The sequence below is a fragment of the Butyrivibrio sp. NC2007 genome (genome assembly GCF_000421405.1).
Lineage (GTDB): Bacteria > Bacillota > Clostridia > Lachnospirales > Lachnospiraceae > Butyrivibrio.
On record NZ_ATWY01000006.1, the window covers coordinates 55,731 to 80,578 of the forward strand.

Annotated in this window: 20 protein-coding genes; 1 reads left to right on the plus strand and 19 read right to left on the minus strand. The window is 41.2% G+C overall.

What is annotated here, in order from left to right:
* Nucleotides 1–3: 3 nt before the first annotated feature.
* The 3 genes from G632_RS0106385 to G632_RS0106395 form a co-directional block, all read right to left on the minus strand.
* Complete coding sequence (locus G632_RS0106385) at nt 4–1,491, minus strand: hypothetical protein (RefSeq protein WP_022768192.1); 1,488 nt, start codon at nt 1,489–1,491, stop codon at nt 4–6.
* A 9-nt stretch (nt 1,492–1,500) separates the two neighbouring features.
* Entirely contained in the window at nt 1,501–2,919 is a 1,419-nt protein-coding gene (locus G632_RS0106390) for an MBOAT family O-acyltransferase (RefSeq protein WP_022768193.1), read from the minus strand.
* A 61-nt stretch (nt 2,920–2,980) separates the two neighbouring features.
* Nucleotides 2,981–4,567 (minus strand): NAD(P)/FAD-dependent oxidoreductase, encoded by a 1,587-nt coding sequence (locus tag G632_RS0106395; RefSeq protein WP_022768194.1) that lies wholly within the window; start codon nt 4,565–4,567, stop codon nt 2,981–2,983.
* A 257-nt stretch (nt 4,568–4,824) separates the two neighbouring features.
* Here G632_RS0106395 and G632_RS0106400 point away from each other — a divergent pair, with 257 nt between their 5' ends.
* Nucleotides 4,825–6,039 carry an SGNH/GDSL hydrolase family protein gene (locus G632_RS0106400; protein WP_022768195.1) on the plus strand — a complete coding sequence of 405 codons (1,215 nt, stop codon included), beginning with the start codon at nt 4,825–4,827 and terminating at the stop codon, nt 6,037–6,039.
* A 70-nt stretch (nt 6,040–6,109) separates the two neighbouring features.
* Here G632_RS0106400 and G632_RS0106405 read toward each other — a convergent pair whose 3' ends face one another.
* The 16 genes from G632_RS0106405 to G632_RS0106480 form a co-directional block, all read right to left on the minus strand.
* Complete coding sequence (locus G632_RS0106405) at nt 6,110–7,063, minus strand: glycosyltransferase family 2 protein (RefSeq protein ID WP_022768196.1); 954 nt, start codon at nt 7,061–7,063, stop codon at nt 6,110–6,112.
* A 21-nt stretch (nt 7,064–7,084) separates the two neighbouring features.
* Nucleotides 7,085–8,104: a radical SAM/SPASM domain-containing protein gene (locus G632_RS0106410; protein ID WP_022768197.1), complete on the minus strand. Its 1,020-nt coding sequence runs from the start codon at nt 8,102–8,104 to the stop codon at nt 7,085–7,087.
* 26 nt (nt 8,105–8,130) lie between these two features.
* On the minus strand, nt 8,131–9,792 hold the full coding sequence (locus G632_RS0106415; protein ID WP_022768198.1) for a hypothetical protein: 1,662 nt from the start codon (nt 9,790–9,792) through the stop codon (nt 8,131–8,133).
* The gene (locus G632_RS0106420) at nt 9,761–11,290 is read right to left on the minus strand and encodes a glycosyltransferase family 39 protein (protein WP_155828852.1); all 1,530 of its coding nucleotides are present in this window, start codon (nt 11,288–11,290) and stop codon (nt 9,761–9,763) included. The genes G632_RS0106415 and G632_RS0106420 overlap by 32 nt, the downstream gene beginning before the upstream one ends.
* 9 nt (nt 11,291–11,299) lie before the next feature.
* Nucleotides 11,300–12,082 (minus strand): Fic family protein, encoded by a 783-nt coding sequence (locus tag G632_RS0106425; protein WP_022768200.1) that lies wholly within the window; start codon nt 12,080–12,082, stop codon nt 11,300–11,302.
* 27 nt (nt 12,083–12,109) lie between these two features.
* A complete protein-coding gene (locus G632_RS0106430; RefSeq protein WP_022768201.1) occupies nt 12,110–13,681 on the minus strand; it encodes a DUF6056 family protein in 1,572 nt (523 codons plus the stop codon).
* 2 nt (nt 13,682–13,683) lie between these two features.
* Nucleotides 13,684–14,655, minus strand: coding sequence for a hypothetical protein (locus tag G632_RS0106435; RefSeq protein WP_022768202.1), 972 nt, complete (start codon nt 14,653–14,655; stop codon nt 13,684–13,686).
* Between the two features lie 9 nt (nt 14,656–14,664).
* On the minus strand, nt 14,665–15,111 hold the full coding sequence (locus G632_RS0106440) for a DUF4869 domain-containing protein (protein ID WP_022768203.1): 447 nt from the start codon (nt 15,109–15,111) through the stop codon (nt 14,665–14,667).
* 23 nt (nt 15,112–15,134) lie between these two features.
* Nucleotides 15,135–16,211 carry a GDP-mannose 4,6-dehydratase gene (locus G632_RS0106445; protein WP_022768204.1) on the minus strand — a complete coding sequence of 359 codons (1,077 nt, stop codon included), beginning with the start codon at nt 16,209–16,211 and terminating at the stop codon, nt 15,135–15,137.
* Nucleotides 16,212–16,229: 18 nt separating this feature from the next.
* Nucleotides 16,230–16,862, minus strand: a complete 633-nt coding sequence (locus G632_RS0106450; RefSeq protein WP_022768205.1) for a hypothetical protein — start codon at nt 16,860–16,862, stop codon at nt 16,230–16,232.
* Complete coding sequence (locus tag G632_RS0106455; protein ID WP_022768206.1) at nt 16,847–17,638, minus strand: hypothetical protein; 792 nt, start codon at nt 17,636–17,638, stop codon at nt 16,847–16,849. The genes G632_RS0106450 and G632_RS0106455 overlap by 16 nt, the downstream gene beginning before the upstream one ends.
* Before the next feature lie 24 nt (nt 17,639–17,662).
* Nucleotides 17,663–19,153 (minus strand): hypothetical protein, encoded by a 1,491-nt coding sequence (locus tag G632_RS0106460; RefSeq protein ID WP_022768207.1) that lies wholly within the window; start codon nt 19,151–19,153, stop codon nt 17,663–17,665.
* 190 nt (nt 19,154–19,343) lie between these two features.
* Nucleotides 19,344–20,900, minus strand: a complete 1,557-nt coding sequence (locus G632_RS0106465) for a DUF6056 family protein (protein WP_155828853.1) — start codon at nt 20,898–20,900, stop codon at nt 19,344–19,346.
* 9 nt (nt 20,901–20,909) lie between these two features.
* Nucleotides 20,910–22,337: a sugar transferase gene (locus tag G632_RS0106470; protein ID WP_022768209.1), complete on the minus strand. Its 1,428-nt coding sequence runs from the start codon at nt 22,335–22,337 to the stop codon at nt 20,910–20,912.
* Nucleotides 22,334–23,767, minus strand: a complete 1,434-nt coding sequence (locus G632_RS22295) for a WecB/TagA/CpsF family glycosyltransferase (RefSeq protein WP_242826713.1) — start codon at nt 23,765–23,767, stop codon at nt 22,334–22,336. The genes G632_RS0106470 and G632_RS22295 overlap by 4 nt, the downstream gene beginning before the upstream one ends.
* An 8-nt stretch (nt 23,768–23,775) precedes the next feature.
* Nucleotides 23,776–24,837 carry a hypothetical protein gene (locus G632_RS0106480; RefSeq protein ID WP_022768211.1) on the minus strand — a complete coding sequence of 354 codons (1,062 nt, stop codon included), beginning with the start codon at nt 24,835–24,837 and terminating at the stop codon, nt 23,776–23,778.
* Nucleotides 24,838–24,848: the final 11 nt, after the last annotated feature.

Below are 24,848 nucleotides of genomic sequence, written 5' to 3' on the forward strand. Positions count from 1 at the left end.
TAATTAACCCTTAGTATAGTTACTGCCGTATGACTTGTAATAGTTATGTGATAATATCTCCCCCGACTCACTGTCGTAGGTGATTATCTGTATGTCATACTCAAATCTTGAATCGTCGTATAAAAGATTGTTCTCCGGATCCTCATCGGTATAAAAGAGCCTGAACAAGTGCTCTACCGGCTGATAATGGACCGTTCCGAGACTGGTACTCACTCCATCAAGTGTTTCACTGCCGCTGGCCTCATAGATATTACCCGATGCCACATCATTGATCAGAATATAAGGTCCATCCGTATGATAAATCTTGGGTGTCACAGTATAGTTGTGGATCAGCCTCTGGAACTGGTTATCACCAAAAGCCTGTGATCCGTCATTGATATAAATAATGGAACTGACCTTCCCCTCTGACAGGTAGTTGAGCTGCTGATAAATGCTGTCGGAATGAACAGCCATCTCATATATATCATTGTGGAAAGCATCAGTCTTCCTCTGCCAGTCAGCGTAGGCGTCATCACCTCTGTGGTCAGTCAGATCTCCGGACTCTGCCAGAATCTCACCAATGTATTTAGTTGCCTTGATTGATCCAAGAGCATTCATGTGTCCGGTATCATTGAGGTCAGTGTACAGGTCAACTACTCCAAGATCCTGCATGTTAACAAATTCAACACCGTAGTCATTGCAGATAATCTCCGCACTGTCGATAGCTCTTTTGTCATCAGTTGTTGCACTGCAGGTCAGGAAGGTGACAATTACATCGATGCCTCTGCTCTGGCACTCCTCGATGACTTTTCTTAAGTACTCTTCACCAATCGTGTCACCACCGAGGCCATTTTCATCGTCCGGATTAGGATAGATCCCGGGAGTGAGCTCCATTCCATATCTCATCTCAGCGCCAAAGAGCTCATTTCTGTCCTGAGTTCCCCAGAGAGCCTTGTAATCGTTCTTATCAAGCTCTTCCCACCTGTTGTGGTACACATAGAAGTCTGCCAGGAACTGCTTCTTAACTTCATCGTCCTTGATAAGGTCATTTATCGCTTCAACTTTAAGTTCATTAAGCGGCCAACAGTCCATATTCAGGTGAAGCTGCGATATAGAACTCGCACGCTCCTCATCAGAGTAGCTCTCGTCCATTTCATCCAGATACTTGTAGTTCTTCTGAAGCATGAAAGTATCAACCACAACACACTTGGGATTGCAGTATTGGAGCGCCTCTTTAAGCTCCCAGTATGTAGCCTGCATGATGGAACCGTGACCTCCCATGTTGTAGGAAGTTATACCGTACTCTCCATACAGCACCGCCGGGTTTATTGCATTGATAACGTGGGAGGATCCAATGAACAGCACATCGATCTGATCTGCCTTATCAAAGAAGTCTCCGTACTTAAAGTCACTGTCCTTGCTGCGCAGCACGATGGTTGTAGCAAATACGCACACGCATAGCGCTGCAAGAAAAGCTATTGTTTTTAAAATACTTGAAATCTTAATCTTCATTCAAAAGCCTCAAAACTGCTGATATATAAAACTTGATGCATTATAGCCCGCACCCCAGATACCAAATATCAGGATGGCGAGTATTGCCCCGATCATTATGATCCATCTGTACCAGATGCTCTGCTTAATGATCCTCTCCCTCATCTCAACGCCGTTGAAATTCAAGACGTCCATTATTATCAAAAGAACTATACCTGCAATTCCAATGTTGAAACTGCCATGGGAAAGTCCAAACTTGAAGAGCGTCTCATCGCTAAGCACCCAGGGTGTAAATTCAAAGCTCTTTTTGATGATCAACAGTGCCTGTTCCAGAGAACTTGCCCTGAAGAACACCCACGCCAGATTAACCAGGAGGAATGTAAATATCGTCTTCATGGTCCTGTGTGAAAGACCGTTTCTGTCTATCTTCAAAGTCTCAACAACTTTGTCTCTGAGTGGCTGCGTAACAAATCCAAGGATCTGATAAACAGCATGGAGCAAGCCCCAAACCAGAAATGTAAGTGCTGATCCATGCCAGATACCACTTATTGCGAACACAATAAGGACATTGATATACTTCCTGACTGTTCCCTTCCTGTTTCCGCCAAGAGGAATATAAATATAATCCTTTAGCCAGCCAGACAGAGATATATGCCATCTTCTCCAGAACTCAGCTATGCTCTTAGCCATATATGGGCTGTCGAAGTTCTTCATGACATCTATGCCAAGGATCCTTGCAACACCGATAGCAATGGCAGAATATCCTGCAAAGTCACAGTAAATCTCAAATGAATAGAGCACTGTTGCAATTGCAACTATAGTACCTTGAGCCGACTCAGGAGCCTGATAAACAGAATTGACAAATATCGCAAGTCTGTCCGCGATAACGAGTTTTAAGAAATAGCCCCAAAGGCACTGAAGGAAGCCATCCCTGAATCTGTCAAAGTCCACCGTCACAGGATATGCGAACTGAGGCATCATGTTTCCCGATCTCTCGATAGGTCCGGATAATACCTGAGGGAAGAATGATACAAACAGCGCCAACATAAGCGGATTGTGCTCTGCGATATCATCGCCCCTGTACACATCCACCAGATAGCCGATAGATTTGAGCATGTAAAAAGAAATACCGATAGCCCCGAGAATCTTGCCACTTCTGAACACCAGCATAGCAGCGACTTCAATGACAATTGCCAGCGCCAGTATCACAGCGGCCGTCTTAGTTCTCTTTTCGTCAGCTCCGCCTGATACTTTCTCCATCAAAAGAGCTGCAAAGTAAGTCACCACAACGGTTCCTGCCATAACAGCTGCAGCCTTCATATCAAGGCTCAGATAAAAGAGAGCACTGACAACAAGGAGCCAGATATATCTGTATTTTCTTGGAATAAAGAAATTGATCAGCGCCACTATGGGCAACATAATCAGAAATCCAAATGATACAAATTGCATAAACAAACCTTCTTAATCAAAATATAAGGCGGCAAAAACGCCGCCTACATATTTTAGTTATTTAGTCAATTTCTACTTCATCCTCTTCTTCTGATTTGGATTCATCAGTTTCGTGGTACTCTTCCTCAGTGTTAACACTCCAGATATTGCTTCTGTCAGTCACGCCACCAAGGATGTTCTTGACAGTCTCAAAGGAAGTGCACATTGAATGGTCGATATTGTTGTATCTGTGCTGACCGTTACGTCCTACACAGTAGAGGTTATCAATAGTGTTGAGATATTCAACGAGCTTGTCCATCTCATCATAGGTATCAAAGTAAGCAGGATATGCCTTCTTAACCTTCTCCATATGATAGTCGATAACTTCGCCGGCGTTGTTGATAAGTCCAAGAGATACCATCTCGCCGATAGCCATCTTGGCAAACTCATCCTCGGTCATGGTCCACATTGAGTCGCCCTCGAAGCAGAAGTACTCAAGTCCAACCCAGACGGTGTTCTCAAGGTCTTTTACCAAATAAGGTGACCAGTTGTTGTATATCTGGAAACGTCCCATCTTGACTGATCTCTCCTGAACGTATACCCAGTTATCGGGAACGATGTTTCCGATAGTCTTGATGTTGGTCTTATTCTCAAGATTAAGCTTGGGAACAAGAACGCCGAGAGTCATGTAATCACGGTAAGGAAGTCCTGCTGCGATTCTTGCAGGATCTGCAGGAACATCATTCATACCTGCAACAAGGTCCTTAATAGGCATTGAACTGATAACTACATCACCGTCAATATCAATCTCCTGTCCATCCTGAAGATAAGTAACACCCTTCACATGGTTGCCATCCTTGCGGATCTTAACAACCTTGGCATTCATGATGATGGTTCCGCCGAGCTTCTTGATCTCCTCAGCTGTTACATCCCAGAGCTGTCCGGGACCAAGCTTAGGATATTTGAACTCCTCGATAAGGGAGGTGTTGACCTTACGGTTCTTAACCTTAAACACTCTTCCGAGGTAATCTCTGATGATACCAAAGATTGATAATCCCTTTGTTCTCTGCTTGCCCCAGGAAGCATCGATCTCTGATGGATGTCTGCCCCAGAGGTTCTCTGTATAGTACTCAAAGAACATTGAGTATAACTTCTTACCGAAGTTGTTGATGTAGAGGTTCTCAAGATTATCCTCGGGTCTCTTGTGGAATACGGATCCCAGGTATGAGAATCCAACCTTCATGGTGGTTATAAAACCAAAGTTCTTAAATGTCTCAGGCTTAAGTGAGATAGGATAATCATAGAACTTGGAATCGAAAAGGATACGGGAGACACGATGCCTTTTAAGCATTACCCTGTCTTCCTTCTCCGGATCAGGTCCTCCCTGATTCATCTGTATCTGTGTGCCAAGAATCTTGTAGTCGTAGGCGTCAGATCCTTGCTGCGGAAGCATGTTCTCCCACCATTCGTTAACCTCAGGAACCTTGGAAAAGAATCTGTGGCCACCCATATCCATTCTGTTGCCCTTATACTCAACAGTTCTGGAAATACCACCAAACTTCTCAGTCTCCTCAAATACTACAACCTGATAGTCCTTGGATTTCTTTAAAAGCTCATAAGCAGCAGTAAGTCCCGCAGGGCCTGCGCCAATGACAAGTGCTTTCTTCATAACGTCAACCTTCCTGTTAAAATCTAATCAAACAATAACTAAAGTATACCTTAATGAAGGGTTTTCTTCAACTCAAAGGGAATAAACAATATTTTCTCATATTACAATCGCATTACCGTTAATCAATTAGCGTAGGGTAGTTAATTTCTTAAGAATTTCTTAAGATTAACGGCAGATTTTCTTAAGATTGCCCCAAAAGTCTTTTAAATTGAAAATCAAGTGTTAAAATAACTGATGGAAAGACGAGGAGACAAATTATGAAAAAGTATAAAATATTAATATCAACAGTCATGGCTTTCTCCCTTATTCTGGGAGGGTGCTCACTTAATAAAGACGAGGCACTTGAGCCAACAGAATACCTATCAGACGATAAAAATGCAGATGAAGCTAATAACGACGCGGCTTCAACAGACCAGTCAATCGTGGTTGCTGAAAACCTGTTCGAGCCTATTCTTGAAGCTCTGGAGAACGAAGAGGAGCTCCCTAAAACTCAAGAAGAGACAACCGAAGAAAGCAGCGAGGATGACAAGGTACGAATGGTCTTCTTTGGAGATAGCCAGATAGCCAACGGCAGGAACGATGGTTCAGACATCCCCAACATAATGACAACAAGGATTCCAAACTCAGTTGCCTATAACCTTGCAATCGGTGGAACCGCTGCTTCACTTGAGCCTACTTCCTCGGATGCATCACCCGAAAAAATAAACTCCACCTGCTTCCTTGGCATGGCTTACTGTCTATCGGGAAAGGCGGACAGACAGCAGGTACTTGCTCAGCAGCAGAACGTCCTTAGCATAATGAATACCATAGATCCTGCTGAAGTAGATTACTATTTCATTGAGTACGGAGCCAACGACTTCTTCAATAATGCTCCGCTTGATGCTTCCATCTATGACTCAGAAAGCGACAAAGCTCACGCATTCTATAATGCAATGAGCTTGGGAATTGAAGAACTTAAGTCTATAAGCCCTCAGGCAGCCATCTATATCATCACTCCATTCTATGGAATTTATGTCGATGGAAATGGCTCATACATTGGAGATTCTTATATAGTAAGTAATGGTATAGGTACTCTGGCTGATTACGCTAAAAAGGCTAAAAATGTAGCTGAAGATCAGCAGGTAACAATTATCGATACAATGTTTATGGAGCACACAGATTTATATGTCGATACAGCCAGCCAGTACCTGATGGATAACCTTCATCTTACTTTGCTGGGAAGACAGATCTTCTCAAGAATTTTTGCTCACTACGTAAACTTTGCTGAGCACAATGAGCCTTATGCTTACCTTGAGACAGACTACATCAAGATAGCTGAATACGACACCGAAGAATACTTCAGGTGTGATGAAGAGCTCATGAAGAATAATTATCCCGAGTCCTGGGAGAAATATATCAAGGGTGAATTCCCTCTGGCACAACCTTCTCAGGAAGCCCTTGATGCATACAACGCTGAACAGAACGGCGGCTGATAAACATCGGAATATAGTTAAGGCCTGATTCCATCAACTGATGAAATCAGGCCTATTATTTTATCTTAAATCACTGTGTGCCCTCTTTGGCGTAATCCGTTTCTTTATGCCTCTGCAGCATATTGAGCTGCATCTCAAATTCTCTTCTGTTATTAATTGCCAATGTCGACAAAATAACACCTGCAAACATACTCTGCACAGCTGCCATCATGACAAAACAACATACAATCAGTGTCGGTATCCTTGGCACTAAATGAGTAGCCCAGTATTCCTGAAGAATTGGAACAAAGAAAATAATAGAGATCAGAGCAAGTACCGCTGCAATAATACTAAAGAATCCAAACGGCTTATAACTTCTATAAAGTCTGGCAATAGTCTTAAGCACCTTAAAACCATCAGCATAAGTGTTGAGCTTACTTACTGACCCTTCAGGTCTATCCCTGTAATCAATGACCACATTGTCGATCTGCATGTTATTGTAAACCGCATGGATGGTCATCTCAGTCTCAATCTCAAATCCCTTGGACAATACCGGGAATGTCTTAACAAACTCATAAGAGAAAGCTCTGAATCCTGTCATGATATCTCTGACATTGCATCCAAAGAGCTTATTGATACTTCCACGAACCAGGTTGTTTCCAAAGTTATGGAATGGTCTCTTATTCTCCTGATAGTAAGTAGATGAGAGTCTGTCACCAACAACCATATCTGAATTATGGTTCAGCACAAGGTCAACCATTTCAGGTGCTGACTCCATAGGATATGTGTCGTCGCCATCAACCATGACATACACAAGAGCATCTATCTCGCGGAACATACGTCTTATGACATTTCCCTTGCCCTGCATATACTCATTACGCACAACAGCTCCGGCTTCTGCTGCAATTTCAGCAGTTCTGTCCTTGGAATTGTTGTTATATACATAAATCGTAGCATCCGGAAGGGCAGCCCTGGCGTCCCTAACCACCTTACCTATTGTCTTTTCTTCGTTATAGCATGGAATAAGTACTGCTATCTTGTCCATGTTGTACCCCACCTCAATATATTACTTAATGCCGTCATCGTCGTTGTTTTTATTACCAATCTTCATTCTCTCATGACCGCCAAGCTTGTTGGCTGCATCCTGATCTCCGCGAAGAATGGCATTTACGATCTGCATTCTAAATCCGGCATCAATGAAGTCACAGTGCTTACAGAACGGATAGTTCTGACGGCCTTCTGCAATCTTACGCCTAACATTCTGGAACTGCTCACATCCCCAGGCTTCCTTAAGAGTCATCTTGTTAAGATCACCAAAGTCTGTAACCTCAAAGTTGTCACAGCAGCACAGCCCCATCTTACCATTAGGCATGATCCACATATCAGTAAACGGAAGCAGACATGTCTCCTTGATAACCTTCTGTGTCTCCTGCTTGTTAGGAGCACTTCCTGCACGGTTTGTAAGAACTTCCTGAAGGTATCTCATCTGAATCTGGATATCAAGGTCCTTGAACTCATCGGGATGAGCCTTGACATAATCATAAATCTCCTGAAGATTCTTATGAAGCTTCATCTCCATGGAGTAATTGTTGATAATAAGCTGATTGATATATGGTGCAACTTCCTTGACCTTATCAATTGTAAGGATAAGTCCGTTAGTTGACATGAAGATAAAGCTGTCAGGAAGCTTCTCCCTTGCATACTTATGTCTCTCTACAATCTTGGTATCAAGAAGTGGCTCGTTATTTCCGTACAGTGTCAGATGTCCCTTGTATCCCCAGTCAGCAAGCTGGTCAATAATGCTCTTGTAGAGATCATCGTCGATCTTGGCAAGAGGTCTCTTTTCAGCATGTACGTTAGCTGTGCAGAAAGCACAGGTGGAGTTACATCTGTTGATAGTCTCGATATTTACAACATTAGGCATCGGAACTTCCTTGGCATTAAGGAAGTAATCGCAATATGCCTTCTGTGACTTACTTCTTGTTACAAACTGCAGCTTAAGATAAGCGTTACTTGCAAGCATCGGGAAGTGCTTTCTTGCAAACCATCCGAACTTTCCCATAAAACTGTTAACTCTGATTGGCATTTAAAATTTCTCCTTCATAAATACAATTACTCATCCGTTACCGGGTTCTCATTCCTCTGATAGAGGTAATAGGTCTGGTCGAAATTATAGAACTGACAGCGCTCCTGCATGATAAAATCATATCTGTCGCCGAGACCTTCTGCCTCAAGCCCCACAGAAACCACAAAATCGGCCTCTCCGTTGTGAACATACTGCTTCTGATAGTCCAGAACTTCCTGCATATTAAGCGTCTGCGTCTGGAAGTAATAACAGATAGGTTCTACATCAAGAACGGTATATAGTCCAACATCAAAGGTATACTCCAGGATGATCCCCGGATCCTCGACACCGGAATTCTCTATATAGTCCTTGAAATGATACAGCCACAAATCCTCCGCCTTGAGCTTCATGACCTTCACATTCATGGATGTGAATATCACTATCACTACTGCAGCAGCAAAAGAAATAAGACTGAAAGCAAAAGCCAGTCCGGAGTCCAAAATAGCTCCGTCGTAGTTTCTTCCGTGAGTATTTTTCTCAATTCGTCCCTTAAGGAACCTTTCTATTATATAACAAAATGGAATAAAACCAAACACCACAAATCCATTTATAGGGAAAGAGTAGTATGGAAGGCTCACACCACCAATAAAAATCACCAGCATCAAGAATGCAAGCAGCATTCCCATGTTGATAAGTTCAAAAATATCCACATGGGTAAAGAACCTGTCCCTCTTCTTAAGTGAATTTCTATCATCGGGAATATATGTCGATATAGCCGAAGCGATGAAATACAACATTCCAATGGCTATCAACACATATACAAGGAAATTGTTTAATACATGATCCTTAATGATATCGTAGAAAGTTGCCATTCTCTCTGTGAATGTCAGCTTCTTGGAGTACTCAAAAACATTCTTGTAGATATACACATATACCCAGTCATCAATTGCTCCATGAATTCCAAAATAGATGATCCAGGGCAGCGTTGCTATACCCATTCCTCCCAGAAATACAAAGCAGCTTATAACAGCTTTCGCAATTTCCTTCTCCCCTAAAAGATCTGCAAAGAAGACCATTGCCATCCATGCAAAGAAAAGTCCCAATGAATTGAACTTTATATTCAGTACGCATCCGGCAAGTATGCCACCTATCAACACCACTTTATAGGGCATCACCCTGGGATAAACTCCCCTGAAATACCGTAGTGATAAGTACATTCCCCACATAATAAATGGGAAAAGAAATTCTTCCGCGCTTCCACCCCAGTAGAAATTTGCGCTCGAGTAGATAACAGCTCCGGTTATTGGTGTCAGTATATAAGGGAAAGTTCTTGGTTCTAAAAACAGCTGATAGATTCTAAGAATCGCCATCAAAGAAAAGAAGGCAGCTATGATCTCCATGAGAAAAACACCGCGGAAGGTAGTCGCAGATATCAAAGATGCAATGCCATAGATGAAATACAGCAGAATTCCTTTTTGGTCAAAGAGATCACGATATGGCACAAAGCCTCTGAAAATACATTTTCCAACAGTGAAATAGCTGTTAGCATCATCCCATAGATTGAACACATATAGGAAAGAGCTTCTGGTACAAACAAGCATGATTGAAAAGGCGCATAAAGCGCACCACAAAGAAGGCTTTAACAGCCCGTCCTTGTAATCATCATTCAGATCATATTTACCCTTTAACGTGTTTGCGAATAAATCCAAGTAGCACCTTCAATCCGTATGCCCCAAAAGGCAGGTAATATATGTAATACCTCATTATATATCGTGAGGAACCTTCCCAGAACTCGTGGAAAACCATTCCTCCAAAGATCAGGACAAGAAGCAGCATCTCAGGTACAGATACCTTTCTCCCCTTTAGAATGCCTGACAGATAGATTATAACACCTATGTAGCATACAGGCATAAATACATTCATGATCCATATAAGTACAGGCGATCCATAGGGTGATGCAAATACCAGATAATGGCATATAGCAGGCTGATTCTCCACATGGCGGCTTACCAGATCCAGGTTGTGAGTTGAGATACATACGCTGTCAGCCCACTGAGTAGCAAATTTCCTCACAAAGAATTTTGCGCCGTGAAGAGGTCTGTTTGCAAAGTCCTTGAGCGTTGCCATGATATTTTCCTTGGCAGCTATAGCCGTAGCCTCAGAATCAAAGCCATTCTCACCGAACACCTTGTAATTATATCCATTGTACCATCCATCCTCTAAGTCACTCTCCTGAAGGCCCATAGCTATATGAGACCAGGAGGGACTTCCGGCCGGAATCTTATCAAGTCCGGTCAAATTACAGAAGTATGAATTAACTGCAGCCTTAGCTCCAAAGACAAGTATCAGCATGATAGCCGCAATAGCAAGGTTCTGAACAATCTTCTTATTGTCAATTGTACCAAACAGCAGTATCAGCAAAAGAGCTATCAGAGTTATCTCACAATTGGTCTTGATAAGTATTGCAACGGCTATACTAACAGCCGATATAATCCCATATTGCTTAAGCCCTCTCTTAACATACAGGGCCATCATATACAGTGCCAGAGTCTGTGGTGCCATACTCAGGATATCGCCGTAAATGTATGTCACATAGTTGTAGAAGAACAGCGCTCCGCATGACAGGAGCGATACAATACCGCATATTTCCTTATCTTCAAAAAATTCCCAGGTCAGTTTGTATATCAGATAAACAGTGACGAGAATACTAAGTAGCTGCACCATGTCCCAGGCAAAATAATTACTCTTGCCAAAGATACCGACCATCATCTGACCAAACGCTACATAGCCAAGCTGAAATGGCCATATAAAAAGATATCCACCCGCATTTGTCAGGGAACTGTAATCACCATCCACAAACTGATTGATGATATCATCCAAAGTCTTTGAGTCATTTACTGCCTGAGGCTTAATACCCAATATCAACAGCATGCAATAAGCCGAAATAAGGATTAGCGCTGATATCGAGAGCACTTTACACTTTTGTTCGAAAATACCTTTTTTAAATAGAAAGTAGAAAACTCCAATCACGACTGCCACAAAAATAATCAGCAGCGGGAGATTCTCTTTCCCATACTGTGGCCAGTCAACATCTGATCCCATGTCATAGTATATGGTCGTAACACTGCTCACGCACAACACAATAGCAGCAGCCACAAAAAGACAAAGCGCGATTATGTAATTAAAAATGTCCCTGACAGCTTTCACATCCACCACTTAAAGAGCTACGAATGCTCCCTTGCTTCCCTTCCTAACCCAGGTTTTGACCATCTGTTCTTTGATAAAGGCAACAAATCCATCAATCTCATCCGAATGATCAAACACTTCCAAGGCCATGAAATAAGTCTCCTTATCCTCATCAAAAATGACGACCGGTGGAAGTCCTGCCACCATCAGTATATAGTTTAAAAGAGTTCGTCCCACTCTTCCGTTTCCATCAGCAAAAGGATGTATTCTCTCAAAACTGCAATGAAACCAGATTGCCGCCTTTAGCACTTTCTCAGGTGACGCATCACCGTTCCAAAGCCCTGTAGAAGCGATTTCATTACAGATATAATCCATCTCTTCTTCAACATCCTCTGGTGGTAAGCCAACAGAAAGCCCTACACCATAAAAATTCTTCTTGTATTCTCCAGGGCGTTCTCCCTTTGCCCACCGACTCTCATCATAGCAACCATGACATAATATCTCATGAATTTCCCTGATAAGATCACTAGAGAGCAACTCCTTATCTGCTATCTTGCTCTTTATAAACTCATAGCACTCCTTCTGATTCTGAGCTTCAAAAAGAGCCCTTAGATCTCCCGTATATCCAACCACCTTTCCATTCTCAAATATCTCTCTGGTCTGGTGAAAAGACACTCCGGCGTCCTCAATCTTATTGGAATTGTACGCAAAAAGAACACGTATATCAGACAGAGCAACATCGATGTCTGCCACTGTTTGAATATTCTTAGCTCTCCAAGTTTTAACAACCTCTTCAAAACCGATCTCAGCCATAAGATTTATCCTCAATCAAGGCATGCCTTACTTCTTGCCGACTCTCACACTATCTTTACCATAGTATGTAGCAACAATTGTGTTCTCCCACAAAGTTGCATCTTCATAAATATCACTTTGGAAAAGAAGCTCCGGTGTTACTGTATGTGGCTCAAAAACTACATCCTTAACAGAATCATCCTCGAACACTTCCATACGCTGTTCTTTCTCGGCCAGATACTGCTTGTCATCACCACTTACCAGATCCACTATTGCTGAAGTAGTTGAGTAATAGTGTGGGTTTACAACTATTGACAGCGCAGATCCGAATAAGATAAATAATACAACTACTGCGATCAGAGTCGAGGATACTGGAGAAAACCTCTCTTTATCATGCTCTTTAGCCTTGTTTATATTCTGCCTGATCCAACATGCATAGTACACTACAGTAAGCACCAGCATTACCAAAAACTGCATCCACATGGTAGACCTGATTCTTGGTGCATCAGCATTGCCAACAGCATATAATGGCGGTGCTACACAACATGCCATCATACTGAACGAGAAAAAGGCAAACACCACAGGATGGTGTAATTCAAACTCCATCTTCTCAGCCATCTTCCAGGCTATCACTGCAGCTATCACAAGCGCCAGAAGCACTTCCCAGCGCATCATATCATTAAGGCAAACGTCAAGTACACTGTAATATGACCTGAGCACAACCTTGACAGGACTTATATTACCAACCGATGTTCCTCTTATCCTGTTTCCTGGAGCAACTGCTGATACTGCAAGGCCAAGTAACTGACACACAAAAGGCAACCACAGCCACTTAACATTCCCACCGCCTTTTAGCTCGAACTTACCGAGCCTTATCATAAACAGAATAAATAATCCAAGCACAGAGCATACTGCCATTACAAGGGCAGTCATATAGTTGCTCCCGCCGAGAAGAAATCCCAGGGTGCATATCCAAACGAATCTCAATACTCTATGCAAGGATTTCTTACCCTGCTTCCCGATCTCCGAAGTTCCTCGGCCGCCATCTTCGTAGATAAATCTGAATATCATTCCTATCCAAACCAGTGACAGTCCGAACATGAAAGTATAGTTTATTGCTCCGCTCCACCAATAAAAGGCTTCAGCTCTGGTAGTACCATTCTCCATAGACTGCACGATCATCAGGAGAGTCAGCATAGATAAGCCGTACGCCATATGGCCTTCCATCTTCCATACTCTGTGAAGAAGCGCATCAAAAAAGTACATCACGCCATATGTCAGCATCCCCAGCACGATGATAGCATTAAGAGCGCTCCATCTCTCACCGAAAATACTGGGACTTAAACATGTAAGAAAACTCGAAAAAAAATATCCAACCCAATTGTTGTAAATATATATTGTCTTGGTAAATGCGCTCCAAACAGTAACAAAGAAGTTTCCTGTCTGAACAAAAGTCTGATGTGGCTGAAGTGCCATGGAGAAGTCATCCACCGAAGGCCAGTTGTAATAGCCTATAATGATCATAGGAATGATACTGAGCACATACAAAAAAGTCAGAACAACGCATAAATTCTTGGTATTTATATTTTTAATATAGTTGGGCAATCTATAAGTAAACATCTTTAAAATAATTCTCCGCCAGCTTCCCTATTTACCGCATTCATTACTGCTTTCTTGTTCTTATCATGAAGATAAGTTTCATTCAACTTGCTTTTATTGTATGCAAATGGCGTATCCTTAGTTTTATCTATTGTCAGCCTTGTGAAAAAGCGCTCCCAGCTAACATATTCTTCACTTTCTATAAAATCTGATGGATTTTCAAGAATGTTTTTTAGATCTTTCGCTTTAACAAGTCCTGAGTTCAAGATTAACCACTCAAATGACTCCGGCAGGAAGCACACAAAATTTTTTGCATATTTCAGCGACATAACACGTTCCATTTCAGGTCCAAATGCTGCTCCATCTGCAATTACTAAAGTTTTTTCTTCTTTTGTGCCAAGTATACATTTAAATATATTTGATTTTCCGCTGGCTGATTCGCATTTAATATTCTCTTTCTTACAAACCTCATTGAAGAACTGATATGCGGAATTTGAGTCTTCTATGATCACCTTGTCCGGTTTTCCTTGAAACGCTTCCTTGTTGTATAAATGATACAATTCACTATAGAGCCTTTTTGTGCCCTGATACATATTGGCGGAAGTATTTCTTATGCCATAGATTTCTTCTATGCTGTAGGGCAAATTGAAAAGGCTGTCCCTGGTTGCTATGACATAGTAGTTAGTACTCTTTTCGACCATTTCAGCAAACTCAGGTGTCTTTACAAAGCCATTCCCTTCATCTATAAAAACTATACACTCTTCATACTCTTTTAGATCACGTTCCCAATTTCCGCGCTCCAAAACAACGCATTTTTTGTCACAAATTACTTCGATTCCACTTTCCGCGCCATCTGTGATGTAATTCTTTATCATGTCTATGAGCGTCGTCTTTCCTGTAGCACTGTCTCCTCTAAGGATTGTGATATTACGACGTATTATGAACTTGTATCTCTGACGGTTGTTCCTGACAACAACCTCATAACTGCCTTTCATATTATTCCCCTACGAAATATAGTAGCCTGCATACTCAACCAACTCACTCATATCGTGAACAATAGTATTATTATTTACAATTCTTATTGCAAACTTTCCTCTCCCAAAATCCATAATATGGCGGAGATTGACTGTAATATCCTTATCAGCCTTATCAGCAATCCTGAGCAACCACTTTGCACAGTTATCTCCACAAGTCGACGCATTAAAAACCTTTTCAGGCTGATTATAAATCAACAGTAACGTCTTAAGTCCACCGGAAATCCTGGTTGCCGGTATCACACCCAATGCTTTGCTCTTAACTGCCTGTCCACTGAGAACCTCAGCTTTATCAACAGATTTAATCATCTCCTTAGCAAAATCATCAAGCAACCAGGAATCGTAATAAGTATTGTCAAAGTATAGCGACGTATTGTAAACCGCTTCCGGCATTTCGCCATAAACTATATTTAACATCTATTACTCCTTCCCATTTCTCTTTAGTTGCTAATTCTATAATATTCCTTGTACCACTTGGCAAAAGACCTAAGTCCGTCCCTTAAGGGCGTATCTGGCTTAAACCCAAAGTCTTCCTGAAGCGCTGTGACATCAGCGTAGGTTACTTCCACATCTCCGGGCTGCATAGGAACAAGTTCCTTGTGTGATTCAAAGTCATAATCCTGAGGCAGAACTCCTGCTGCCACCAGTTCTTGCTGAAGTATATCCACAAAATCAAGAAGGTTTACAGGATCATTATTTCCGATGTTGTAGACCTTGTATCTGACACCATTCTCGTTCTCTGCCGGTGCTACCTGCATCACACTGATAACACCCTGGACTATATCATCTACAAAAGTAAAGTCTCTCTTGCAATTGCCATAGTTGAATATCTTAATAGTCTCACCCTTTATAAGCTTATTAGTGAATCCAAAGTAAGCCATATCCGGACGTCCTGCCGGTCCATAAACTGTAAAGAACCTAAGGCCTGTCGATGGAATACCATACAGCTTACTATATGCATGAGCCAGCAATTCATTAGACTTTTTAGTTGCAGCATAAAGAGATACCGGATTATCAACCTTGTCCTCAACGCTGTAAGGGATCTTTTTGTTACTGCCATAGACGCTTGAACTGGAAGCATACACAAGATGCTGAACTCCGGCATTTCCATCATCATAGGAATGACGACACGCTTCCAGAATATTGTAGAATCCAATTATATTAGACTCAATGTATGCATCGGGATTCTCAATAGAGTACCTGACACCTGCCTGGGCTGCCAGATTCACAACCACCTCAGGCTTAAACTCAGAAAACACTCTGTCCACCAGATCTCTGTCAGCAATGTTTCCTCTGACAAGTTCAAACTGATCATCATACTGAGCTGCCTCAGCAATCCTGTCGAGCCTGTACTCCTTGATCCAGACATCATAGTAGTCATTCATGTTATCAATTCCCATCACCTTACATTCCGGGAATCTCTTAACCAATTCGCATACCAGATTAGCTCCAATAAATCCCGCTGCTCCGGTCACAAGTATTCTTCTGCCATTTAAATCAATATTACTTTTCAACATATCAAATCCTCCATGCTTCTACTTTCTTTTAGAGCCATCACCTTTTTCACTTGTCTTTCTAATCCTGCCAATAACCGAGGCCCAAAATACTATAACTTTGTTTTTATCTTCAATCTTTTCAGAAATATTATATAGTTGGGATGCTTCTTCCGTAAGAGAATCAAATCTATCATCAAGCATATAATAGGCTTTATTAAGCTCCGGCCTTATAGCATCTGCGGTTTCTAAAAACTGTTCATCAGACATTTTAACTGTATCAACAGCCTGGTAATAAGGCAATCCTCTAACACTTCTTGATAAGAAAAACAGGATGATACCATATTCCATATCAGAAAGCTTAAATAAATCAGAACAAAAAAATTCATTATATATTTGCTGGTAAAATGCTTCCTGACATGGGTTATCCCTTGCAATCAAATGAACATATTCTTGCATAAACCCGAAATATTTAGCACCGATTATCATAGTCTTTTCTTCGAGCTCGGAGGAAACTGCCTCTTTATCAAAGCTAAAATGAGAATTCTCGATTATCTGTTGTAATACCAAATAGTCTTTCTCGTTTCTTGCACTCAAAAGTTTTTTATACAGAAAGACATAAGCGTCCACGATACTTCTTTCTGTAGTAAAAGCATCTTCTATAGTCTTACGCATTTTGTATTTACCTCCTCACTGTCATTTATAAATCTCGGTTCAAAATTAAAACGAACTTTTTGCTCGTTCTTATTGGTAGTACCAAAAGCTCCATTCAACGCCAAATCACGAAACTCATTGTTTTCAATTTTAACATCATAAACAAGATCCATTTTTTGAAGGTTTAAAGCGCTTTCCAAATCCCCCCTGTCAAGATACTCAGTAACTCGTTCTTTGTTATCTTCAATCTTCTTCTCATTTGATTTTAATAATCCAAAATAGCGTATTCCATTATCTGTAAGTTTATAAACCTTATATCTGCCAACTCTACTAGATGTAACATAATCTGTGCTTAATATCTTCTTCATGCATTCAGTCATTGTTGATTCCTGCATGTCTAAATCTCTGCTCATATCCGTGTGATTGCTTGACCGCTTCTTGCCTAGATACAATATAACCTCATCAAAATGTTTGATATTAGAATATGCCTCACTGGCATCATTCCATACATACTCATCTCTCTTTTTTTCATATTCGGAATGACTGTATGCCAATATTGCACCTCGGAGCTGGCCAATTTTATATATAGTCCTCAATATCTCAGAGTCTAATATTTTCCTCTCAAACTGCTTTAAAACAGCATTGCCAAATTTCAGACTCTGTCCTAAAGACTTGGAATCTCCTTGTGCGTCTTCAAATAAAATATTTAAGTTATTGTCAATATAATCGCTGATTCCATCAAACTTACTTGCCGCATATTCTTCGCACATATCAAAATCCGGCTTATACCATTTCATCGTATCATCTCCATTCTGTATTCTTTATAAATCTTTATATTCCAGCTTCTGCTCACATTTTGATTCATAAACTGTTTGTTTGTATACCGGTTGTTTTAGTGGTATCTTGACCACAAAAATACACGCTTTAACTCCATCACATTTCCCATGGCAATCACCTCCTGCAAATATTTCCATTGTATTTCTTCCTGATTTGGAATATGCTCCACAACACTTGTTGAAGTTGTTGGCAGCACCACAACAATTCCCCCACATTATCGTAGTATCTGTATTAAGGTACTCCATGATTTTGTTCAAAAAATCCTGTTCACCAGGTGTATAAGAAGGCACCAGTAACAAAGACACTCCCAAGCATCTACAAAGGATTTCACTCCACCCAGACTCACTATCTGCTAAAAACTCAGAACAAATAAGTGTAGAAATCCTATGCACATTAGGAATGTGAATTATAATATTCTCCTTTTCCTCATAATCTCTAAGCGCTTCCTGAATATGTTCTTTCGTATTTGAATAAGGGATATATTTGTATTGAATTCCCATTACACTCCCATCACTGTGAGTAATAGTAATTCCATTCTCTCTATTAGCCCAAACACTAGGCCATAGCGTGATAGATGGAGCAACAACGCCTTTCCTGATCTGTTCCTGGCAAAGCTTCGAAATCCACTCTACATTTTGAGGATTACTGCCATCAAAACGTGACGTTCCAAGAGTCTCAGGCATGAAGATTATATCTACCCCCTCACTGCATGCCAGCCTCCAGTCATCAATTATTCTCTCATTAACAAAAGAGATGACTTCATCCTTAAGTATTATTTCCTCCGCACTAATGTTATAACCTCTTTTATTTTGTATCACTTTGTTAGTATCGAATGCTTTGCGATCAATAACAGGGGCAAACGCCACAACAACATTATCATTTCCTTTGTCAAGGATTGCCTCGTCTGAAACAATGATATTCTTAATAGTTCTGGTTCCATCCCATCTAAAATAGCTATAATTTGTAAGCATTCCGTTTAACTCATAAAATGAATCACGATTAGCTAATCTCTTAGGTCTTTCGGGATCCATAACATCATATACAGTTCGAATAGGGAATTTAGGATTAATCCATATTTTTGTCTCACGAAAATTAGAATTCAGGGCACCAACTTCAATATAGGTTGTATCATTAACAGAACAGAGTTCCCACAAGGAAATCATCCCAACAGCCTTCGAAGGTTTTAAATAGGTAAACTTATCATCCAGCCATTTAGCTATTGTATATGCCTTTATAAATCTTGATTGTTCATTAGAATATTTTAGATTATTTACAGTCCCTTCCAAAAAGGCATTAAATTCAGTGAGGTTGCCATTCCACCTGCTATCTAAAAGAGTCTCATAACTCTCCTCTTCTTCCTCGAAATTCTCCAATGAAAACAAATCTGTAAAGTGATCATCTCCAAATTCATATAGAATACTCAGAGCAATCGACAACAGATTTACGCAACCCCTAACTTCAACTCCTACACCCATGTTTACACATCCCTTTGTACCATCATAGTATCATCTATTATACATATCAGCAAGCAACGCTTCAAGTTTAATTCAATTTTAATTCCATTTTAATTCAATTTTTACCGTTGTGACAAAACATAATCCCCACATACAAAAAACAACTCCAAAGCATCCTTATGGCTTGCCTTAGAGTTGTTAAAAATCCTTGCTACCTCTCGAATACATACGGTTCCGATTCATAGGTAACACTATCCTTCTGATAGAACAGCCTCGTTCCCTCAATCCAATCGGATGCATCATATGGATAAAGAGAATTTGGATTGACTCCCAAAGGCATAACCAGTACATCACTATCCTCTGACATCAACCTGTTTGTATTCTCTTCCATCTGATATCCGTAATACGCTGCCGTACCATTTTTCAAGTTATCAATAGCCGTTGTTGTGAGATAATGCTGTCCCTTATCCGTCATCATCTCGGTTCTTATTCCAAATAAGCAGATAATTACAGCAACAACAGCAACCAATCCACCAACCAAAGGCGAATACACTCTGAATCCCTTCTGATATAGCCATCCCAGGCAGTATACCACGTCAAACACCATAAGCAGTGCCATGTTGAAATATACTACATTCTCAGTCCTAGCCATTCCTGTAGCAGCTACGAACACAACGTGCATATCATTTGAAGTGCTCTCTACTGCCAGCATCGGGCAATACATGGCGGCGATCAGACAGTAGCTTGCAAACACCACAAGGGCAGGCATGCCAAAAGAAAACCGAAGTTCTTTATCACCAAGCCTATGAAACTCTCTCCATGCTATAACTCCGACTCCCAACAGTACAGCCAACAGCTCCAGGGAGAACTTATCAGCAATATCCATGGCACATACTTTAAAAGCCTCTACCACTATATCCACAGCATTCAGATGCCCGATATCGGCTCCCATTGTGCCGCCTCTGGCTCTGTTTCCGGGAGATAGCATATTCACCATAAATCCGGCCGCATAGGCAATCAGCATTGGGAGAAAAGCCAGGAAACGATCAACCTTATGCCCCTTTTCCCCGAGCACCATAATTGCAACTCCGAGAATGAACATAACAAGCATTCCTGTAAGCGTCGTCACATTGTTTGATCCCGCAGCAATAACTCCTAAAAGACATAGCAATACCGTTAATACAATCTTAGCAAATGGTTTTCTTTCATCCCTGCTTTTGCCAAATACGTACAGGGCTACCATGGAAACAAAGAACACCATCAGGGAATTCATGTAGGTGTAATGAACTGCACCGTTAAACCATGTGAATGCTTCTGCTATACCTATGACTCTCTCTGCCGATATCAGATATGCCAGAAGTGCTATGCTTACAGCACCAGGAAAAGACATCTTCCAAAGCCTTTTAAATACCACAAGCCCCAGAACAATATAAGCACCAAGCATTGACAAGGTCATTATCATTCCTGTCAGGTGGTATAGCCTGATGTTCCACACTGCAGGCTGAAGAGCCATCAGAAAACATGATGTGTATGTCCCCTGCCATTCCTTGTAGACAGCAACAGAAGACTTAAGGGCCGCACCAATCGTCCTGATAACAGAATGCGTGCTCAAATACACCATTCTCGTATCTGTACCGTAACTAAAATCGTCAGCCCACGGATATGCATATTTTGAAACATATATGAAAGGTACCAGTAACGCAATTGTAATCACAGCCAGCACAATTGCAGTTACCGTCATTGCCTTATCCTTTTTTCTCATCCCCATTTAGCGCTATTACTTCGCACCCTTTCCAAAGAGTACAACTCCAACAGTCTGCAGAAGTATCTTAAAGTCCTCAGTCAGACTCCAGTTATCAATATACTTAAGGTCAAGTCTTACCACTTCATCAAAGTCCTGAATATCACTTCGTCCGCTTATCTGCCAGAGTCCTGTAAGACCCGGAGTCATGGAAAGACGTCTTCTGTAATGTTCATTGTACTGCTCAAATTCAGCCTCTGTCGGTGGTCTTGTGCCAACAAGGCTCATGTCTCCCTTAAGAACATTAAGGAACTGGGGGAACTCATCCAGACTGGTCTTTCTGATAAAAGCACCAACCTTGGTTACTCTTGGATCATTCTCCATCTTGAACATGAGACCGTTCATCTCATTCTGTGCCTCAAGTTCCTTCTTGCGCTCCTCGGCATCTATATACATGGATCTGAACTTGTAGATCTTAAATCTTCTTCCATTCTTGCCAACTCTCACCTGGGAAAAGAAAACCGGGCCGGGTGAGTCTATCTTGATGGCCGGCGCAAGGAAAAGAGTAATAATCCCTGTAAGCACTAACCCTACAGCGCCACCGATAATGTCAATAAAGCGCTTAATAAACAGCCTCTTGTAGCTGGCTTTGTTCATGTTATAGGACAGTACAGAATAGTCAAGGAAATCTCCGACCTCCGTAACAGCTTTTCCAACGCTCGGCAGCTCGAGACAGTAATGTGTGTTTACGCCCATTTCCTCAAATCCCAGGATTATATCCTGCATTTTGCTCTGAGGAATATTCGGTGTATTGATAAAGACCTCATCAAACGGATCAGTTATCAGTCTTGAAGTAATGTCCTGAATGCCATAGTGAACATGGACATCTCCAACCATCCATTTCTCATCAGACTCTCCCTTGTCGCAGTCAGCGCAATATGCTCTTACGACCTTATATCCTACACCGGAGCCCCTCTCTACCAGCTTCTTAACAGTTTTCTCCATGAGAGCCTTCTCAGATATGACCACGACTCTCTGTACATTCTTCTCACTGCTGATATGCCTTCTGAGGAACTCTTTGAATAACACTCTCGCCACATAAGTCAAAAGAATGTCCATCCAGATAAAGTTTCCGACAACAAATCTGGACAGGATATTTGTCCACTGTAGGAAGAACACAACCACCAAAGATCCGACAAGCATCACGGCTGTAGCTCTGATGACTGCAAATAACTCCTTGACATATCCTCTGATTATGAAATCCCTGTTCCAGTCTGCAAGGAACGTAAAGATAACGCAAAACAGGAGAAATACGACACACACCATGTAGTGCAGCGTCCTATCTCCCCAGTCTCTTCTGGTGTTGTATCTGAACCATGTGGCAATCATATATGACACAAGAATACAGGCCATATCTATGATCCAGATCGCATAGGTTTGTAATGTCTTATACTTTCTATTCATACCTTTTTCCCGGATAAATAATCTATGGTTAAATACCATATAAACTTGATATTCGTGATAAAATATCTGCTGATAAGTCTCTTGGGATCCTGAAACAGCCTGTACAGCCACTCAAATCCAATCTTTTGAATCCATAACGGTGCTCTCTTGATTGTTCCTGCATGGAAATCAAATCCGGCACCAACCCCCATCATAACGCCGTGTATCTTTCCCTCGTGAGCCTTCATCCACTTTTCCTGTTTTGGTGCCCCCAGTCCGATCCACACAATGTCAGCATCTGCTGCATTGATCCTCTCAATATCTTCCCGGTCCTCTTCAGGTGTAAGCTCCCTAAAAGGCGGTGAATATAAGCCTTTGATCACTATTCCGGGATACTTAGTCTCAAGACTTTCTTTAAGGGCATCCAGTGTTTCCTGCTTTGCTCCGTAGAAATAATGAGATATCTGCCCCTTTTTGGAATCCCTGAACATATGCTCCATGAAATCCGGTCCGGCAACCCTTTGTGCACCAACGATCCCACTTTTCCTTTGAAGCATGGCTATGGGATTTCCATCAGGAAACACGTATGCAGCGTCATTTAATATATCTGCATATTCCTTGTTTTCACGCCCCATGACAGAAGTATGTACATTTGAAAAACATATATACTGCCCGGATAATTCCCTGATATGCCTGATAACATGAAGCACCGCTTCTTCAGTCTTTGCAATGGAATACTTAATGCCAAACAGTGAAAACTTCTCTTTTCTGATAAAGGCAGGAATCGTGGAATATCCGTTCACATCCGTGACAATTCCGGGTTTTACCGTATAATCCAAGGCAGATATACTGCAAAAAGTCCTGATCCCTATGCGTTCCGTTTCTCTTATTATTTTCTCAAGACTATCCTCCGGTACACCTCTGGTCATAATAAATACTTCATCATATTGACCATCTGAGATCCGCTTCTGAAGCTCCTTGCCCTCAGGATATGGATACTCAAGTTTAAGAACTTTTCTCGCTTCACGCACACCATATTTACGTATATGATGTCTTCTGTATAGCATTCTTAATACATAACCAATAATGACGCTCAGTACAAAAAACAACGCCATAACCACTCTGGATGAATCATTACTGATTCTTACTGCGTAATGATATACAAGTGAGAGTGTCATCAGTATAAATCTGCTCTTAAACACTGTGGCAAAGTTTTCCACCGGATCCTGGACAAATATGGATGGCTTACCATTGTCATAAAGCAGATAAACAATGACATGAAAAATGCACATAGTAACTACAACTGAAATGTAACCCCCATTAAAGTATAGAAATGAATGACCTACATCTCTGCCATATCGCATCAAAAGAGCTATAGCCATCGCCATGACTATAGCAATTTCATCAATTATGAAAACCCTTATAATCGGGTAATTAGACCTGTTCTTCATTCGTTCCATTACCTCTCATTATATCCCATTGAGTAGTATTTGTAACTCCCATAAAAGTCATGCATTTCCTTTACATAATCCTTGTAGTTATCTACTGTTACTCTATCCTCATCATTTGCTATCCATTTCAGGATTTCGGAATTGATATCCTTTATATAGTGATAGCCGTCCACATAATAATCATCAAGATTTGTTGTGATATCAAACCTGTTAGCGTAACAATATAACTTGATATTATCACACTCCAGCATCATCTCAATTGTTTTCTCAATGGTTGTGCAGGTATACTCAAATGTATTATCCGATACATGTCCTCTCCACCAGAATTCATTGTAGGGAGGAATGTAATAAATAAATGTAGTATCCGGATGTTCATTTGCCAGCTTAACTATATTCTGACTCACATTTTCCGAGAGCACAGACATATCCTTGTCGGTAAAAGAAACTTCTGCCTCTCCGGTCCGGATAACAGGCTCGTCAGCATACTCCCACTTAGCAGGAAGTGAGTTATAAGTAAGTTCGTCAAAAGACTGACATCCTCCCTCTTTTCCAAGCAGGAAATCCTTTATCATCGGGATGCAATAACCGAACATAACATCTTCGTTACACAAATACGGCAGATCATCAAACACTGAGTCATTATAGAGATAGTAAGGATAATCTCCCAAGTCCTCTCTCAAGGCATCACTGTCTTCAACAAGATGGTTAACATCCAAAGATCTCATAACATATTTGATATTATCATGTGTCTTAAAGGCCTCTTCGAGCAGCTGCTCAGTCTCATAGAAAGTCGCACCGGAAAACTGGAGCCTTACGGTTTTTGCATCAAACAGACTGTCAAACTCACTTGTCATAAAGTTTTCAGTGAGGGAAGTCCCTGTAATTATCGAGTCATAATCGAATTGCTCAGCCATTCCCCTGTTCTGATATCTTTGATTACCTATACTGTAATATAGGCCATCCAGCGGAGCATGATAATGAAAAAAGGGATCTATGACTGCAACCATTCCCATAAGCAGAAACCATATAGCAAAAAAAGCTCCAAGGAACCAATAAAAATACTTCTTCATGTAGATACCTG